We start from the raw sequence: 18,204 nt of genomic DNA, 5'->3' as shown, positions 1-18,204 counted from the left end.
TAAATTAATTTCAAAAAAAATAGTATTTTTACCCCGATTTAACAAGAAACTTTAAACATGAAAAAAATATCCTCAATTAAAAAAATCTGGACTTTAGCTCTAACCGTTTTATTTTCGCTTTCCATTTTCGGAATGTTGCAATCTTGCGGTACAGACGGTGTTGAAGTTCTGCCCAATCCTACTCCGGCCGAGCATACCGTTCAGTTCAAACTAACAGCGACCAATGCAACCGTCGGAAATGCAGTTGCCATGATAGGATCGGCAACCACCGAATACGCTTCTCTGAGTGGAAACACTTGGGAAAGTCCCGAGCTAAAAGTTGCACACTCAGAAGGTTCAGTAGCAATCTCGGCATACGGAACCGGTTTTGGACCTACTTCGGTATTGAAAGCTGAAATTTTTGTTGATGGAAAATTAGTAAAATACGGCACTGCAAGCGGACAAGACTTAAATGCCATTGCTTTTTACTCATTCAAATAGACCAAATCTTTTTTTTAATATCCTGAACTGCTTCAAGAAATTGGAGCAGTTTTTTTTATAAATACCACTCTACTCTTTCCAATCTTTTCTAAAATTAGCATGTTGAGTGGCCGTAAAAAAATCATTGAATATTTGATGAATAGGCTCATCTACATGCGTTGCTTTGGTGCCTAACTGAAAATAAATTTCCAACAAGTCATGGCTTAATTTAGAAACCGACTCTTCTCCAAATTGATGAATTTCCGTTTGTTTTTCAGAAAGATCCAAACTTTCAGACCTTAATAATTCTTCGATTTCCAAAGCAAAATATTCTGTTTTGGCTTCTGTTTCTTTAATGAATTTGATGAAATTTGAAAAATCCAATAGAGGTCGGATAATCTTAGCTTCTTCCACAAAATGCTCTGCCATCCCCAAATAATTAACCAAAAGTGTGAGATCGGCAAATATCCTGAACGGAATTTTATCCAACACCGAATGGGTAAAAAACTCATTGTACACAAAGCTGAAATCCTCTTCTACATCCACATTTTCTACCGAAAAAGAATAAGTTCCGGTTGCTTTCATCCCCATCGATTTCCAATTTGGGATGATTGTAACTTTCGTTTTTGGAATGACAAAAGATTTAAATTGCTCGTTTCCGTTCTCATCCAAAATTGCGTTTCCATCCTTTATCAACACTGCATTGAGCGTAAAATGAGTGAGATGAGGAGCTCCAGTAGCAAAATGCCAAGTTCCGTTGATGTGATATTTTCTTTCTTTAATTTCGGCGGTCCCTCCCAACATTCCGCTACCTCCAAAACAGGCTTTGGGATCAGTAAATAATTGCTGAGCGATTTGAGGTTTTAGGTTTCTGGAAAAATAATTGGCTCCAGAACAGAGCGTAACCATCCAACCCAAGCTGCCATCAATTTTGGCTACGGTTTTCAATACCTTCAAACCTTCATGGAAACGGCATCCCAAACCTTGATATTCTTTGGGAATCCAAATTCTTAACCATTGTTTTTCGTGAACGATATCCATGATTTCATTTGGAATTAAATTCACTCCAAATAGTTTTTGTTGAATGTCTTGAATCTTAAGCATACTGAGGTTTTAAAAGAAGTTTTTTCCAATGAAGATAACCCGCCACTCCGGCACAAAATAAGAAAATAGAAAACAAACCGTAGAGGTACAAATCTTTATGAAACATCAGCGGAATGGAAATAATATTGCTCACATTGAGTAAAATCCAGTTTTCAATTTTTCGTTTGGCCATCAGCCACATTCCGGACCAAGCAAAGGCGGAAACCAGAGAATCCCAGATTGGGACATCGCTGTTGGTAAAATGGGTGAGGAAATAATAAAAAATCCCGAAACTGAGAACGACAATTCCCCCTGCTTTCAGTTTTTCTGAATGATTGGTTTGGGAAATGGCAACTTCGGTTTTTTCTTTCCCGAATTTCCAGAAAAGCCAACCGTAAATGCTCATCACCAGATAATAAATATTCAAAGTAAATTCGGCATACAACTTGGCTCTGAACATCACCAACATGGACAATACAATCCCGGCAATCCCAAAAAGATAATTGTGAACATAGTTTTTCCTGGCCAAAAGCACTTGGAAAATAGAAAGAATAACGCCCAACCATTCGAAGATGGTGGTTTTTAGAAAAATATCCTGCATCATAACATTTTTTAAATTGTATGATGAGATGATGGCAACAATCCCTACGCCGGCATTATCCGGATCAGGTGCAGAACTGGAGAGTTCTTGGGTATCATCTCAGCCAACTCTATTGGCACCCCATTGATGCGGCAAATTTGAGAAAAATTCTGGAATTAGAAAAACGAATACTCACAAAAAAAAAGACCTCCCAATCCGGGAAGTCTTGTGTAGGGTATCTCAACTCTAGTTTAAACCAACTTTAGGATGAAATAGCTCTTCTTTCCTTTTTGTAAAAGCAAGAACTGACCGTCGATCAGATGGCTTTCTTCGGCTACAAAATTCTCATCAACTTTTTGTTTGTTTACCGAAATGGCATTACCTTGAAGTTCTCTTTTGGCTTCGCCTTTGGACTTTAGGAAACCTGATTTTTCAGATAACAAATCAACAATATTTTGTCCGATTGCTTCGGATTTCGACACTTTTTTTTGTGGCACTCCATTGAAAACATCCAAGAAAGTTTCTTGATCCAAGCTTACCAAATCTTCGGCTGTTGAACGACCAAACAAAATTTCTGAAGCTTTCAAAGCTTTTTGATATTCTTCTTTTCCGTGTACCCAAACGGTAACTTCTTCAGCCAATTTTTTTTGCAATTTTCTTTCGTGAGGAGCTGTTTGATGTTCCGCAATTAAGGCATCAATCTCTTCTTTCCCAAGGAAAGTATAGAACTTGATGAATCTTTCGGCATCGGTATCGGTAGCGTTTAACCAGAATTGGTAGAAACGGTACGGTGAAGTCTTCTTTTTATCCAACCAATAATTTTCGCCGCTTTCAGATTTTCCAAATTTGGAACCGTCGGCTTTGGTAATCAAAGGAATTGTTAAAGCATACGCTTCTCCTTGCACTTTTCTTCTGATCAGTTCGGTACCGGTGGTAATGTTTCCCCATTGGTCTGTACCGCCCATCTGAAGTCTTACGCCTTCTTTTTGGTACAGGTGTAAGAAATCATATCCTTGCAACAATTGGTAGGTAAACTCGGTAAAACTCATCCCTTCTGCACCTCCTTCTCCGGTAAATCTTCTTTTTACCGAATCTTTGGCCATCATGTAATTTACGGTGATGTTTTTTCCGATATCGCGGATGAATTCTAAGAAAGAAAATTCCTTCATCCAATCGTAATTGTTGACCAAAACAGCAGCATTGGGTTCGTTGCCGTCGAATTTCAGAAATCTGGAAAGTTGATTTTTCAAGCAATCCACATAATAATTTAGGGTTTCCTCATCGAGAATATTTCGTTCAGATGATTTACCCGACGGATCTCCAATCATACCGGTTGCACCACCTACTAAAGCCATAGGTCGGTGTCCGTGGAGTTGGAAATGAGCCAAAATTTTAATCTGAACGAGACTTCCAATGTGTAATGAATCAGCGGTTGGGTCGAATCCGATATAGGCCGTAGTCATCTCTTTATTGAGTTGTTCTTCGGTACCTGGCATCATATCGGCATACAAGCCACGCCATTTCAATTCTTCTATAAAAGCGTTCATGTTAAAAAAAATTTAAGCTGCAAAGATAGTTTAATTTGTTGGAAGAAAAATCTAGAATCCTCTAAAAATGGTATAAAATGGTGAGAAAGAAGATCAAAAACACAGAAAACACATTCAATTTCATTACATTTGTAAGACTATGAAAAATGAGGAATTACTGCAACTGATTATTGCTGCCAACCAAAAAGATCAAAAGTCCCAAACGCAATTGATTAATTTGTTTTGGGAAACCGTTTTTTCATTCATCATGAAGAAGGTTCAGGACATAAATACAACAGACGAACTTACCGTGATTGTCTTTACCAAAGTCCTTTCCAAACTCAACCTTTACGATCCTGATTTCCAGTTCAAAACTTGGGTGTTGACCATTGCTCAAAACACCATTATCGATTACTGGAGAAAAAACAATACCGAAAAAGAATATACGACTGACCAATGGCAGGACATGAAAAACCAATTTGCCCAGTCTCCTGAAGAACTGATGATCTCTGTAGAAGAGCAACAAAAAATACAAAACATCATTTCCGGTATGGACAGCCGCTATCAAAAAATTATTCAGCTGCGATTTTTTGAGGAAAAAAGCATAAAAGAAATTTCGGAAGAACTTAACATAACGGTTGCCAACACCAAAGTATGCATCATGAGAGCTAAAAAAATCTTGGTCGAATTACTTAAAGATTATAACCTGAACAATGATTAACATTCTTTGGGAATAACTATGGAAAATTGCTTAATTTTGCATCGAATTTTTTTACAACAATGGAAAATCAACCTCAAGATACAACAGTACAAAAACCCAAATGGATCCGTGTAAAACTTCCGACTGGGAAAAACTACCGTGAGCTCCGCTCTTTGGTGGACAAATACAAACTAAACACCATCTGTCAAAGTGGCTCTTGTCCCAATATGGGCGAATGTTGGGGCTACGGAACGGCAACTTTTATGATCCTTGGAAACATCTGCACCAGAAGTTGTGGCTTTTGTGGTGTAAAAACCGGAAAACCCATGGATGTGAATTGGGACGAGCCTGAAAAAGTAGCACGATCCATCAAGTTAATGAACATCAAACATGCGGTACTGACCTCCGTGGATAGAGATGATCTGAAAGATATGGGATCTATACTTTGGGCCGAAACAGTAAATGCCGTGAGAAGAATTTCTCCCGGAACAACCATGGAAACCCTAATCCCGGACTTCCAAGGGATACACAAACACTTAGATCGATTGATTGAGGTGGCTCCTGAGGTGATTTCCCACAACATGGAAACGGTAAAAAGATTAACGCGCGAAGTGAGAATACAAGCCAAATACGAAAGAAGTCTGGATGTATTGAAATACCTAAAAGACTCCGGACAAAGAAGAACAAAAACCGGAATAATGTTGGGCTTGGGTGAGGAAAAAGACGAGGTTTTCCAAGCTATTGAAGATGTAAGAAATGCCAATGTAGATGTGATTACCTTGGGACAATACCTACAACCAACGAAAAAACATTTACCCGTAAAAAGATTTGTCACTCCTGAAGAGTTTGAAGAATTGGGTGCTTTTGCGAGAAGCCTTGGTTTCCGCCATGTAGAGAGTTCTCCTCTTGTGCGATCTTCTTACCATGCCGAAAAGCATATTTTGTAATTCTATAAATACCATCATAAAAACAACTCCAATATTTTAATTTTTATTGGAGTTGTTTTTTTATGAAAAATTGTAAAAAAGGGGCGAGCCGAAGGCGAGCCCTCAAAACGACGAATCTCTAAAAATAAACAAACCATGCACGCCCCTTAATCCTAGCCCGAATGGCAGCGGCATCCTTTTGCTAAGCCTTGGAAAGTGGGCGAGAAGCAAAAGATAGAGCGAACAGTCGGTCGGGTCTGGCCAAGAATACCGAGTCTTGATGCTTCAAGGTATCGAGTTTTAGGTTTTAAGTTTCAAGTTTCGGGTATAAAAAAAGCCTTCCAAAACGGAAAGCTTTTGTATTGTTAAGTTTTCGACATCCTATTGTTCTTCTCTTACTTTGGGTTTTGCAAAGAAAAATTTGAAAATAATAGGCAAAGTTGTTACCAAAACGATGATAAGGATGATCATCTCCAAATGCGCCTTTAGGTCAATTCCAAATTGTTGCTGGAACAAAGCATCTAAATAATGGCCTGCAAAAATCAAAGAAAAAGACCAAGCAAAAGCCCCCACGATGTTGTCGAACATGAATTTTTTCCTATCCATTTCTACTATACCGGCTACAATGGGCACAAAAGTACGAACGATAGGCAGAAAACGAGCTCCTATTACAGCAAAAGCTCCGTGCTCTTCAAAGAAATCGTGTGCTTTGAAAAGATATTTTTTCTTGAATAAAAAGGAATCTTGTCTTTTGTACAGAGATGGACCGGTTTTCTTACCGAACCAATATCCCACCATATTTCCTATGATACCTGCTACTGCAACTGCTGTTGCCAAAAGTGCCGTATTGACAAAACCTCCGCCATCAAAACCAAAAGTTTCTTTGATGATGGTGGACGAATAAATTCCTGATATGAATAAGAGTGAATCTCCCGGGAGAAAGAAACCTACAAAAAGTCCAGTTTCTGCAAAAACGATAAAAAGAATTAACCAAAACCCACCCAATTTGATATAAAATTCGGGATTTAGTAAATCCTGCCACTGAAAAGCATCCATAGTTAAAAAGTTAGTCGCAAATATAGTTTAATTTAAAAGAAAAATGCAGACTGAAAATGTTAATAATTCTTAAATTTTACAAATCCAAATCGTCCGAAACTGCAGTCCCATCCGCCATAAGAAAAGCCTTTAGGAAAGGAGTCAGCTGACCGTTCATCACGCCATCGACATCGGAAGTTTCGTAACCGGAACGCACATCCTTCACCAACTTGTACGGGTGCATCACATAATTTCGGATCTGGCTCCCCCATTCTATTTTCATTTTTCCGGCTTCGATTTCGTTTCTGGCTTTCATCCTTTCTTCCAACTCGATTTCGTAAAGTCTTGACCGAAGGAGCTGCATGGCTTTTTCTTTGTTCTGAAGCTGAGATCTGGATTCAGAATTTTCGATGATAATACCTGTAGGTGCATGTCGCAAACGCACGGCAGTCTCTACCTTGTTCACATTCTGTCCACCAGCTCCGGAGCTTCGCATGGTTTCAAAAGAAATATCTGCCGGGTTGATGTTGATTTCTATCGTATCATCAACCAAAGGATAGACATATACCGAAACGAAACTGGTATGCCTTTTCGCATTGGAGTCGAAAGGAGAAATTCTCACCAAACGATGCACGCCGTTTTCGCCTTTTAGATACCCAAAAGCATATTCGCCATCAATTTCTAGAGTTACGGTTTTCACACCAGCAACATCGCCTTCTTGAAAGTTGAGTTCTTTGATTTTATAGCCTTGTTTTTCGGCCCACATGGTGTACATACGCATCAGCATCGACGCCCAATCACAACTTTCTGTGCCACCTGCACCGGCTGTAATTTGCAAAACGGCCGGCAACTCATCGCCTTCGTTGGAAAGCATATTTTTGAATTCGAGATTTTCTATATTTTCGATCAAAAGCGGAAAAGAATCGTCCAATTCTTTTTCACTATCGGGATCTTCTTTTGCAAATTCGACCAAAACCAGAGCATCTTCGAATTGGTTATGAATGGATTCGTAATCTTCTACCCATTTCTTTTTGGATCGAAGTTGTTTCAAAAAAACTTCTGCCGTTTTGGGGTTGTCCCAAAATTCTGGAGCAGCTGTTTTTTCATCGTCATTCGCAATTTCTATACTTTTTTTTTCGATCTGAAGATATTTATAAAGGTCGTCTATACGACTCTGAACGGCTTTTAACTGGTCATTTGTAATCATGCTGCAAAAGTAAGAAAATCAATTCAGAAATTGTTTGGTGTTTCGTTTTTAGTGTTTGGTGTTTGGTCATGAAAACTAAAATACATCTTCAACTATTTTTTCTCTCCGTTGTGTTGAAATCCTATGGCTCTTTCCGGTTGCTCTTGCACGGTATAAGTGCTCAGTTCAGCCTTCATTCCTTCAATTCTCTGTGCAAAATTTTCATAATTGTTAATCGAAACATCTTGGATAAACTGCACAATTTGGTTGAGGTATTCTTCGGTTAGCTTGGTTATGGCATCTCTAAGAGCAGCTTCTAATAAATTAGAACCAATAACCATGTCCTCTTTTTTCAGTCTTTTGTATTGATTTTTGATGTGTTTCTTAAGACTTTGTGTAAAATCGACGATCATGGTATTGCTGAAAAGTTTCATTTTGCTGGTAATTTCTTTCCAAAATGGCAAATGATCGGCCTGATTGTTAATCAATATTTTGTACAACAAGGCATCTTCATTCAGGTTTTCCAACATATAATATTGCACCAACTCCATTCTTTCTTTGTGGTTGGGCGGAAAAACAGGAATCATCACATCAAATCGTCCTGGTGCCAAGACCTCATCATCGATTGCAAAAACGGTATGTGCAGAACCTATCATCAAAATATTTTCTTCTTCGAATTTAGAAATATAATGCATGATGATCTCTTTGGTTTCTTCGTTGTCCGAAGAAACGGAGACTTCTTCATTTCTTTCCATCATGATGGTATCAAAATCTTCAAGGAAAAGTAAAACTTTTTCTTCCTTTAGCATGGTCACCAAAAAATCATTGAAACCGGTTTTGTTGCCATCGACAAAAGAAGTACCCAGATAATGTTTTTTCACTTCTTTGAATTTGTATTCGATAAGTTCGGATATTTTATTGGCCCAATAGATTTTCCCACTTCCAGGAGGGCCATAAAGCACAATGCCAGCCGGTTTGTGTATGCCCCATTCTTTAACAGAATCTGGATTAACAAACGGGTCTAAGACTTCGGTAATGTAAAAATACAAATCCCGATATCCTATAAAATCCCTCTGAACCAGAGCACTTTTTTGACCAAAATAATTGTACACAAACCGGTAATCTCCTCCCAATTTTCTATCGATACCAAATGTAGATACTGAGGATTTGTACATCCCATTTTCAAACAAATTGGGCAGGTCTTTTTTTATAACTTCTTGAACTTTTTCTATGGGTTGCTGTAAGGTTTTAGCAATAATCTCTGCTGATTTTTCCTGAAAAAGATCTTTCTCAAATTTTTGTAGAAATTCTACATTTTCCAAGGCAAATTTTTCAAAGTCTTCTTTAACATCAAAATTGGTACACATGCATTCGTTCAGCTCGAGATCAAAATCGATCATGAATTTTTTGAGCGACTCTATGGAAATTTCTAACTTATTGGCAAGATCGGAAAGCTTCATAATTTTTGTATTTTTAAAGTTTTAAATTTACAAAAACCTGATGAATTCTCAGTTTTTAGTTTGAACTAAAATTTTCAAAAGATCCTGAAGCACCTTCATGGCTACAAAATTCATAAAATCTTTTCTTTCCAAATGGGGCAAAAATAAGGTGTACGATTTCTGAACATCTTTAACCTGAATGGTATAATACACCCTGCCCACCTCATTGTTGAACTCGTCCGAATTGGGACCTGCAACTCCTGTGGTAGAAATAGAAATGTCCGATAAAAACAAATCCCGACAACCTTTTGCCATTTCCTGTGCCACCTCCACAGATACCACCGTATGCTTTTCTATGGTTTCGGATTTCACTTTTAAAATATCAATTTTCTTGTGAAAATCATACGCTACTATCCCTCCCAAATAATAGGCAGAACTCCCAGAAACCGAGGTTATCAACTTAGAAACTTCACCACCGGTACAACTTTCAGCCACGGCAATGGTCAATCCTATTTCGGTTAGTATTCCTTTTAATATTTCTTCAATTCTATCGCCATCCCAAGCCAAAACATGATCTTTGACCAAAGGTTTCAACCCATCAATCTGTGAATTTAAAAGATTTTGCAAAACTTTTTTATCCTTTCCTACTGCAGTTAATTTCAGTTTTATCCTGTTAGCAATCGGCAAATAAGAAAGTTGCATATTTTCAGGTAATGCCATTTCCCAAGATTCAATTTTTTCTGAAAGTACCGATTCCGGAACATCGACTATGGAAATGGTTTGGGATAAAATATATTCCGAAGAGAATTCTTGTTGCAGAAATGGGATGATCTTGTCTTTCATAAGGGGCTTCACCTCGTATGGAACTCCGGGCAAACAAAATATTTTACATTGCTTATTGGACATCATCATGGCGGGTGCGGTTCCAAAATCATTTAGAAAAACCTTTGCTTTGGAGGGCACTTCGGCCTGAGAACGATTAAGTTCTAAAATTTCTAATCGTTTTCTTTTGGTTAGATAATCTTTTAAATGTCCGAAAACCACCTCATCCATCACCAATGTATCGCTAAAAACTTGTGCCAAAACCTTCTTGGTTTTATCGTCTTTGGTCGGTCCCAAACCACCGGTTACAATCACCAAATCTGCATGATTCACAGCCCATAGAAACGCAGATTCAATCGCTGAAACCTCATCAGAAATGGTTCTTATTTCAGAAACTTTTATGCCAATGCTTTTCAATTGTTCGGCGATAAAATTGGAGTTGGTATCTATCGTTGTTCCTGATAAAATTTCGTCGCCAATGGTGATAAGAATTGCTTTTTTCATTTTTTATTTGGAATTAAATTCTTTTCCTGTAATCCAATTGAGAATATTGGGATAGATGATGCTGTCTCTTTTATTCTCGCTAAAAAGTCGTGGTGCATGGCCTGCATTTTTCATAAATACCAGTCGATGTGGGATTTTTTTAGCTTCGAGAACAGAGTCCAATTCGAATGCTTGATTTTTATTGACCAAAAGATCATTCCCCCCTTGAAAAAGAAGAGTGGGAACATGATTGGCTAAAAATACCGGACTGGCTTCTCTAAAACTTTGCGGCGGACTTTTTCTATCCATTTTTTCGCCAACCATTTTCTCTATCAAAGGAAGAGCGTACTTGGAATAGGTGCTTTTCAGAAATTTTTCAGAATAAAAATCGGTTGGTCCGCTCATCGAAATAATTTTTAGAATTTCATCCGGATGTGTGTATCCATAGACCAAAGCGAGATGAGCTCCGGCACTTTCGCCCAATAAGATGAACGAATCGGTCTGAACATCCCAATTTTCATGTTCAAATTTAATTTTCTGAATGGCCAAACGAATATCATCCAACTGGTCTTTGTAAGTTATGGATTTGGACACCAAGCGATAATTGATCGCTACAGTGGGGATCTTATATCTGAACAGCAACTGCTGAACCTGTCTGAGATGTGCCTTGTCGCCATACTTCCAAGCACCTCCATGCACCAAAATCACCACCGGATAAAGCTTTGAGGGATTGGGCAAAAAAACATCCATCTTCTGCCTTGCATCCAGACCGTAAGGCACATTGTACATCTTCTGTCCGTTATTTCCAGAAGAAAAAACCATATATTTTTTGGACGATGTACAGGAGTGAAGCCACAATCCTAAAACAGAAAACATCCAAAGTGGATACTTTTTAATTGATGGGAAATTCATAAAATCATATTCCTTTCAAAAATAAAAAAAACTGCCCAAAAAGAGCAGTTTCTAAAATATAAAAATCTATTCTCAGTCAATTTTTCAATTAACTGCTATAAAAAAAACTAAATGAATATGTTCTATTTAAGAAATAACCTTAAGCCATTTTTAAACGGCCTGGACATTTTTTGCATCGTTTGCCGGTTTTGTATTTTTTGCAACATTTCTTTTTACCACAAAACATTTCTTCTGTTTTTCCAAATGCTGGACTAAGAGGTGCTATCTTGAAAGGGATGACTGTTGTATTCATGTTGCAAATGTATTAATTTAATTTAGAATAATTACAAATAATGACAATTATCAATCGCATTAAATATTTTAAACACTGAATATCAACACAATAAAAAATTACAGTTTTGTTAATTTGGCGTATTTCAAAATTAAATTCTTCTCTCCTTCACCTAAAAAATTAACTTTTGCCTTGATGTTCGCCGGATCTGTACCGTCCAAGAAGACCACCTCTCCTATCCCAAAACGATCGTGTCGAACGCGATCGCCCACCACAATTTCTTCAGTAGATTTGCCACTTGGATTGGTTATTTTTGCAGCATCAATGGGCTTCAATTGTTTTTTCTCGGGTTGAGGACTATCTTGTCCCAAAGACAATTTCTTTTTAGGTGCCGTCTCTACTTTTTTAAATTTTCTTGGGACGGAAGGCGTTTCATCAAATATAGATGACGATAGTCCAGATCGGTTCAAGAAACGGCTTTCAGTAACGGGATTGATCATTTCCAAATAATGGGCATCAATCTCACTTAAGAATCGTGAAGGTTCGCAGTCGGAAATTTTCCCCCATTGGAATCTAGAAATGGCATAGGAAAAGTAGGCTTGCTTTTCAGCTCTGGTTAACGCCACATAAAACAGTCGTCTTTCTTCTTCCAAATCTTCTCTGGTGGATGAGCTCATGAAACTTGGGAAAAGATTTTCTTCCAATCCCACAACATGTACTATCGGATATTCCAATCCTTTGGAAAGGTGAATGGTCATCAAAGAAACCTTTGGTCCTTCGTCATCCGATTGGTTGTCCTGACTGGTACTGAGGGCAATATTTTCTAAGAAATTAGACAGAGAGGCATCGCCATCTTCCAATTGCTGTTGTTCTTCGATAAATCCTTGCATGGAGTTCATCAATTCCTGAACATTCTCTACCCTGGAAATTCCTTCTGGAGTATGATCGTCTTTCAGCATTTTTATAAAACCCGTTCTTTTGGCAACTTCCATCGCTACTTGATAGACATTTTCGGTTTTTAACATGACCTGAAATGCACGGATCATCGCCCAAAAATCGTTAAGTTTGACGGTTGCCGCATTGTTAAGCCCCAATTGTGGTGCATAAAATGCAATATTGTCTAAAGTTTGAGAAAGAGAAATATTTTGAGAGTCGGAAAATACAATCAATTTATTTTGCGTCGTTTCTCCAATACCTCGAGCCGGATAATTAATGATTCTTAAGAGGGCTTCGTTATCGTTTTCATTCACCAAAACCCTAAGATAAGCGATCAGATCTTTGATTTCTTTTCTTTGGTAAAAGCTGAGTCCGCCGTACACACGATACGGAATATTTTTCCGTCTCAGAGCATCTTCAAAAGCTCTGGTTTGTGAGTTGGTACGATAAAGAATGGCAAAATCATCGAACATTTTTTGGTTGAAATGATGTTGCTCCCAAATGGTATTGGCAACGAAATTGGCTTCATCGGCATCGGTTAGTGCTCGATAGACTTTAATTTTCTCACCCACTTCATTTTCACTAAAAACATTTTTTTGGAATTGTTGCAGATTTTTAGAAATTACAACATTGGCAGCGTTCACGATATTTTGTGTCGATCGATAATTTTGTTCCAAAGAAACCGTTACAGCATCGGGATAATCTTTTTTAAAGTTCAAAATATTCTGAATGTTGGCACCACGGAAAGAGTAAATGGACTGGGCATCGTCGCCCACCACACAAATGTTTTCAAATTTAGACGCCAACGCTTTAACAATCAGATACTGAGAGTGGTTGGTATCCTGATACTCATCTACCAAAATATAACGAAAACGATCTTGATATTTGGCTAAAACTTCAGGAAATCGGGTCAACAACTCGTTGGTTTTCAGCAAAAGATCATCAAAATCCATGGCACCGTTTCGGTAACAGGCATCGACATATTTTTCATAAATCTGACCGATGAATTTCATATTGGCTTTATGATCGGCTTCCACCAATTCAGGATTGTTGTAATAGGCTTTTACGGTGATCAAATTGTTTTTATACGCCGAAATCCTGGACAAGACTTTTTTGGGTTTGTACAAATCCGAATCGATGTTCAGGTCTTTCAATACTTTTTTAAGAACATTTAGGGCATCTTGGGCATCATAAATGGTAAAATTAGAAGGATAACCCAAAAGATGAGCTTCGGAACGAAGAATTCTTGCAAAAACCGAGTGAAAAGTCCCCATCCAAAGGCTTCTGGCTTCGGATTCGCCCACCACTTTTGCAATTCTTTCCTTCATTTCTTTGGCTGCTTTGTTGGTAAAGGTAAGTGCCAAAATATTAAAGGGATCTACCAAATTGTTGATCAAATGGGCAATCCTCATGGTAAGCACTCGGGTTTTCCCAGATCCGGCACCGGCCAATACCATAAGTGGTCCGTGAAGTGTTGTAACTGCTTTGTGTTGAGATTCGTTAAGACCTTTCAAATAATCCATGCTGCATTTTTAAGATGCACAAAAATAACAGAAAAGACAGACAATTCAAATTATTGAACGATCTTATTTCTACACAAGTACTTATGAACTAAATAATGTCTGATACAATAAAATGATATTGAGAATGATGATGATGAAAGAAATAACCCATGCCGACCATTTCAAAACGGGTTTGTTCACAAACTGTCCCATTTTCAGTTTGTCGCTGGTAAACATCACCAAAGGGACAACCGCAAAACTAAGTTGCATGGACAATATCACCTGGCTGAGCACCAGCAATTCAGCAGTTCCTTTTTCGCCATAGATAATGGTTACCACCAAAGCCGGAATTACAGCGATGAGTCTTGTGATCAGCCTTCTCAGCCACGGTTTCAATCTGAGATTCAGGAAACCTTCCATCACAATTTGTCCTGCTAAAGTCCCTGTCAAAGTCGAGTTTTGACCAGACGCTAATAATGCTATTGCAAAAAATACAGAGGCCAAACTGGTGCCTAAAATGGGAGCCAACAATTGATGAGCATCGGTAATTTCAGCAACATGATGATTTCCTGTGGTATGAAAAGTAGCCGCTGCAACAATCAAAATGGCTGCATTGATGAAAAACGCCATAAACAATGACAAAGTACTGTCGATGGTTGCAAATTTTATGGCTTCTTTTTTTCCTTCCGCATTTCTTTCGTAATTCCTCGTTTGTACAATACTGCTGTGCAAATAAAGGTTATGAGGCATCACCGTGGCACCAATAATCCCAATGGCAATGTACAACATGGACGGATTGGTAACGATTTCTTTTTGGGGAACCAAGCCTGAGAGCAACGGAAAGACATCGGGCTTGCTGAGAATGATTTCGTACATAAAACATCCGAAAATGGTCAGAATAAGAGCTGCAACCACGGCTTCCAACCAACGAAATCCTTTGTGTTGAAGAAATAAAATCAGCAATACATCCACGATGGTGATTACGATACCCCAAGTTAAAGGTATCCCAAACAATAAATTGAGTGCAATGGCAGAACCTATGACTTCGGCCAAATCGCAGGCTGCAATTGCAATTTCGCAAAGCACCCACAACGCATAATTGACTTTAGGAGAGAAGTGATCCCTACAAGCCTGAGCCAAATCCCTTTCGGCAACTACGCCTAATTTCACAGCCAAATGTTGCAAAACCATGGCAAAAATATTGGAAATCAGAATCACGGAAAGCAAAGTATAACCAAACTGAGATCCACCGGCAATATCGGTAGCCCAATTTCCGGGATCCATGTACCCAACGGCAACCATGAGTCCAGGGCCTAAAAACGCAAAAAGTTTTTTCCAAAAACTAACTGTTCTTGGGACTTGTACACTTGCATGAGATTCGGGAAGGGAGTTGTTTTGATTGATTCTTTGCCAAGGTGCTTTCATTTGACAAAAATACTATTGTTAGCCTAATCTAACAAATTTATTTTCAACAATCTTAATCAAATGAATCTCAAAGAAATAATGTACCAAAAAAAAGAACTATAAAATCAGAATCATTGTTGAACATTCCACTTTTCTATTTCTATGGCCAATTCTTTCAAATCTTGTTTCATCAGGGTAATGAAGGCTTCTACCTGGTCCATCATATCGGCTCTATTTTTTAGCTGTTCAGAAGTATAAAGTCCACCTTTTCCGAAATACAAATCGTAGATTTTATCCTTATCTTTATCTTTACTTTCGGCTATTTGTTCGTAGTTCAACCATTCATCCACCAACAATTTCACAAAAGATTTTCTCTTTTTTTCCTTATCTTTCGTATTCAGATAATACCAGATGGAAGCCGGGTAATAAGACGATACTTTAGGGACATTCCAAATGTCACTGAGGGCATTTCGAGGATGAAAAAAATCGGTTTTCTTTTTATTGGTGAGCATCAAGACCCCGAGAGAGGCTTCAGCAAGACTTGCTCCTATGGCTACAGAACTCACCGCACTTTGTTTGGTATCGCTATTTGATAGGACTTCTGCAGCAATCGTTCCGGCGGCGCCAACAATGATAGAGCCTATCACCAAATTTTTCTCGGTATTGTCTTCTTTGCCCTTCAAAAATTGAGCTACCTGATCGGCTCTTTCTTCCTCGCAATCCAATTCACTGGCGACGGACGAAATTTCTAAGGAAGCGATGTTAATTTTTTGATGAATTTTTTGGAGCAATTCTAATTTCTCCAGCCTAAAATCGGTATTCTTATGATCCTTTTGATTCTCGCTGAGCTTTACAAAAGCGGTAAGATCATCCAACAAACCGATGGCATTGGCCGTATTTAGCGACTTTTCTGATATTTTAAGTTTTAGAAGAGGATCTATTTCCAAATCCGATAAGGGTTTTGGCAAATCGGATTCTGTATAATTCAATGGAGCGTGTTGGTTGCAATTGTTCTTCGAATAATGCTCGTCCAAAACGGTTTTCTGAACACCTACACATGAAGTTAATGCTAAAGACACAGAAAAAAACAGTACATTTTTCATCATGATGGCGATCATTAAAAATTAAATTTTTCCCTACAAACATGTTCTTTCACCGTAACCAAAGTGCCAGCTTTGTCCGTGTACCTCGTAACTTCGGTAGAGCATTCTTTATGATCATTCCAAAGTTTTAATTGGCGCTGAATCAGAAAAACCACGGCAACCACTGCTATAAAAAACAGAAGTGATGAATATTTTTTCATGCTTCTTTTCATTTTTGTTTAATCAAAAGTAAGGTTTTATTCATTTTAATCAAAATAAGCCCAACAAATTCATAAAAATATTAAATTCGTATAGAAAAAAACTACTCCCATGAGAAATCAACCGAAAATAATCGCCCATCGCGGATTTTTCAAAAGCGAGCCACCAACTTCTGAAAATTCCTTGCAATCCCTAAAAAATGCGCAACAACTTCCCATATTCGGATCCGAATTCGACATACGATTGACTAAAGACCATCGGCTTTTGGTTTTTCACGATGAATATTTTGAAAACTGGAAAATTTCTCATTCCGATTTGGAATTTCTAAAAACTCTAAAACTTAGCAACAACGAAGGGCTTCCTGCTTTTGAAGACTTTCTTTTGCAAGGAAAAAAAACTCCAAAATTCAAACTCGTCATCGAACTTAAACCGCCTGTAGAAGAGGATTTAAAAAAAATAATGGTTGAAAAATGTTTGAATCTGATCACCGAGAAAAAAATGGAAGATCAGGTCATTCTAATATCCTTCAGCATAAATATTTGTGAAACGATAAAAAAAATCAATCCACAAATTCATGTTCAATACCTGAAGGGCGATCTAAATCCAAAGGAAGTTTCCGATTTAGGAATAGACGGCATCAACTACCATTATTCTGTTTTTTTAGACCAACCGTCTTGGATTGAAGATGCAAAAAATTTGAATCTTAGCACCAATTCTTGGACGGTAAACGAGGTTGAAATTTATAAAAAATTAAATTTGATGAACATTGACCAAATCACGACAGATTACCCAAATCTTTTCATCGACATCATCAATGAAAATCAATAAAAGACTTCACATAAAATTAACACGAATGGCAAGTGAAATTCTTAATTTTGCATTTTGAAAAGAAAATAAAATTATGAATTTACAAGGTAAAAACGCCATCATCACTGGTGGCAGCAGAGGTTTGGGCAAAGCGATTGCTATGGCTTTGGCTCATGAAGGAGTCAACATCGGAATTACAGGAAGAAGTACAGAAACCCTAAAAACCGTAGCTGCTGAAATTGAAAATTTAGGCGTAAAAGTGGCTTTTGCTGCATTCGACATTTCTAAAGAAGAGGAAGTAAACCAAGGAATAAAAAAAATAATTTCGGATTTGGGAACGGTTGATATCTTGATTAACAATGCCGGCATTGGTAATTTTGGAAAACTGGACGAAATGCCAACAAAAACTTGGGAACAAGTGATGCAAACCAACTTGATGGGTGTCTATTACGCTGCACAAGCTGTTTATCCGTATCTAAAAGAAAAAAATCAAGGTGACATTGTAAACATTGCCTCTATAGCCGGATTGAAAGGTGGAGCTGGAATGTCGGCCTATGCCGCTTCCAAAGCAGCGGTAATCTCTCTTTCGCAATCCATGATGGCCGAATGGAGAAAAAACAACATTCGTGTATTCACCCTCACACCAAGTACCATTGCGACCGACATGAGCATAGATGGAGGTTTGACCGATGGTAATCCTGAAAAAGTACTTCAACCTGAAGATTTTGCAGAATGGGTAAGAGACATTTTAAAGATGAACAGAAGAGCTCTGATTGCTAATGGATCTATTTTCTCTACCAATCCTTAAAATACAGACTTCGATTGTAAAAAA

Annotated in this window: 17 protein-coding genes; 5 read left to right on the top strand and 12 right to left on the bottom strand. The window is 38.0% G+C overall.

What is annotated here, in order from left to right; translation table 11 throughout:
* Positions 1–57: 57 nt before the first annotated feature.
* Positions 58–480: a hypothetical protein gene (locus tag EIY84_RS05165; RefSeq protein ID WP_124640875.1), complete on the top strand. Its 423-nt coding sequence runs from the start codon at positions 58–60 to the stop codon at positions 478–480.
* A 69-nt stretch (positions 481–549) separates the two neighbouring features.
* On the opposite strand, the gene EIY84_RS05160 is transcribed toward EIY84_RS05165, so the two are convergent.
* The 3 genes from EIY84_RS05160 to tyrS form a co-directional block, all read right to left on the bottom strand.
* Positions 550–1,563 (bottom strand): acyl-CoA dehydrogenase family protein, encoded by a 1,014-nt coding sequence (locus tag EIY84_RS05160; protein WP_124640874.1) that lies wholly within the window; start codon positions 1,561–1,563, stop codon positions 550–552.
* A complete protein-coding gene (gene pnuC, locus EIY84_RS05155) occupies positions 1,556–2,146 on the bottom strand; it encodes a nicotinamide riboside transporter PnuC (protein ID WP_124640873.1) in 591 nt (196 codons plus the stop codon). Before pnuC ends, EIY84_RS05160 begins: the two co-directional genes overlap by 8 nt.
* A gap of 227 nt (positions 2,147–2,373) precedes the next feature.
* Positions 2,374–3,669, bottom strand: coding sequence for a tyrosine--tRNA ligase (gene tyrS, locus EIY84_RS05150; protein ID WP_124640872.1), 1,296 nt, complete (start codon positions 3,667–3,669; stop codon positions 2,374–2,376).
* A 139-nt stretch (positions 3,670–3,808) separates the two neighbouring features.
* On the opposite strand from tyrS, the gene EIY84_RS05145 reads away from it, so the two are divergent.
* Positions 3,809–4,369: an RNA polymerase sigma factor gene (locus EIY84_RS05145; protein ID WP_124640871.1), complete on the top strand. Its 561-nt coding sequence runs from the start codon at positions 3,809–3,811 to the stop codon at positions 4,367–4,369.
* Positions 4,370–4,428: 59 nt separating this feature from the next.
* Positions 4,429–5,295: a lipoyl synthase gene (lipA, locus tag EIY84_RS05140; protein WP_124640869.1), complete on the top strand. Its 867-nt coding sequence runs from the start codon at positions 4,429–4,431 to the stop codon at positions 5,293–5,295.
* A gap of 360 nt (positions 5,296–5,655) precedes the next feature.
* Here the strand turns inward: lipA and EIY84_RS05135 are convergent, their stop codons facing one another.
* From EIY84_RS05135 to EIY84_RS05095, 9 genes are all read right to left on the bottom strand, one after another.
* Entirely contained in the window at positions 5,656–6,330 is a 675-nt protein-coding gene (locus tag EIY84_RS05135; RefSeq protein ID WP_124640867.1) for a DedA family protein, read from the bottom strand.
* Positions 6,331–6,406: 76 nt separating this feature from the next.
* Positions 6,407–7,516 carry a peptide chain release factor 2 gene (gene prfB, locus EIY84_RS05130; RefSeq protein ID WP_124640865.1) on the bottom strand — a complete coding sequence of 370 codons (1,110 nt, stop codon included), beginning with the start codon at positions 7,514–7,516 and terminating at the stop codon, positions 6,407–6,409.
* 92 nt (positions 7,517–7,608) lie between these two features.
* Positions 7,609–8,955, bottom strand: a complete 1,347-nt coding sequence (locus EIY84_RS05125; RefSeq protein ID WP_124640863.1) for an AAA family ATPase — start codon at positions 8,953–8,955, stop codon at positions 7,609–7,611.
* A 48-nt stretch (positions 8,956–9,003) separates the two neighbouring features.
* Entirely contained in the window at positions 9,004–10,260 is a 1,257-nt protein-coding gene (locus EIY84_RS05120) for a CinA family nicotinamide mononucleotide deamidase-related protein (protein WP_124640861.1), read from the bottom strand.
* Between the two features lie 3 nt (positions 10,261–10,263).
* The gene (locus EIY84_RS05115) at positions 10,264–11,151 is read right to left on the bottom strand and encodes an alpha/beta hydrolase (RefSeq protein ID WP_241154736.1); all 888 of its coding nucleotides are present in this window, start codon (positions 11,149–11,151) and stop codon (positions 10,264–10,266) included.
* A gap of 390 nt (positions 11,152–11,541) precedes the next feature.
* Positions 11,542–13,881: an ATP-dependent helicase gene (locus tag EIY84_RS05110; RefSeq protein ID WP_124640859.1), complete on the bottom strand. Its 2,340-nt coding sequence runs from the start codon at positions 13,879–13,881 to the stop codon at positions 11,542–11,544.
* Between the two features lie 81 nt (positions 13,882–13,962).
* The gene (locus tag EIY84_RS05105; protein ID WP_124640857.1) at positions 13,963–15,285 is read right to left on the bottom strand and encodes an Nramp family divalent metal transporter; all 1,323 of its coding nucleotides are present in this window, start codon (positions 15,283–15,285) and stop codon (positions 13,963–13,965) included.
* 110 nt (positions 15,286–15,395) lie between these two features.
* The gene (locus EIY84_RS05100; RefSeq protein WP_164472020.1) at positions 15,396–16,382 is read right to left on the bottom strand and encodes a hypothetical protein; all 987 of its coding nucleotides are present in this window, start codon (positions 16,380–16,382) and stop codon (positions 15,396–15,398) included.
* Entirely contained in the window at positions 16,382–16,579 is a 198-nt protein-coding gene (locus EIY84_RS05095) for a hypothetical protein (protein WP_124640853.1), read from the bottom strand. Before EIY84_RS05095 ends, EIY84_RS05100 begins: the two co-directional genes overlap by 1 nt.
* Positions 16,580–16,676: 97 nt before the next feature.
* Here EIY84_RS05095 and EIY84_RS05090 point away from each other — a divergent pair, with 97 nt between their 5' ends.
* Positions 16,677–17,393, top strand: coding sequence for a glycerophosphodiester phosphodiesterase (locus tag EIY84_RS05090; protein ID WP_124640851.1), 717 nt, complete (start codon positions 16,677–16,679; stop codon positions 17,391–17,393).
* 73 nt (positions 17,394–17,466) lie between these two features.
* Entirely contained in the window at positions 17,467–18,180 is a 714-nt protein-coding gene (locus EIY84_RS05085) for a 3-ketoacyl-ACP reductase (RefSeq protein ID WP_124640849.1), read from the top strand.
* The last annotated feature ends 24 nt before the right edge of the window (positions 18,181–18,204 follow it).

The sequence above is a fragment of the Amniculibacterium aquaticum genome, assembly GCF_003852705.1.
In the GTDB taxonomy this organism is placed as follows: domain Bacteria; phylum Bacteroidota; class Bacteroidia; order Flavobacteriales; family Weeksellaceae; genus Amniculibacterium; species Amniculibacterium aquaticum.
Note: the sequence above shows the minus strand (reverse complement) of the source record. Positions and strands in the feature narration are given on the sequence as shown.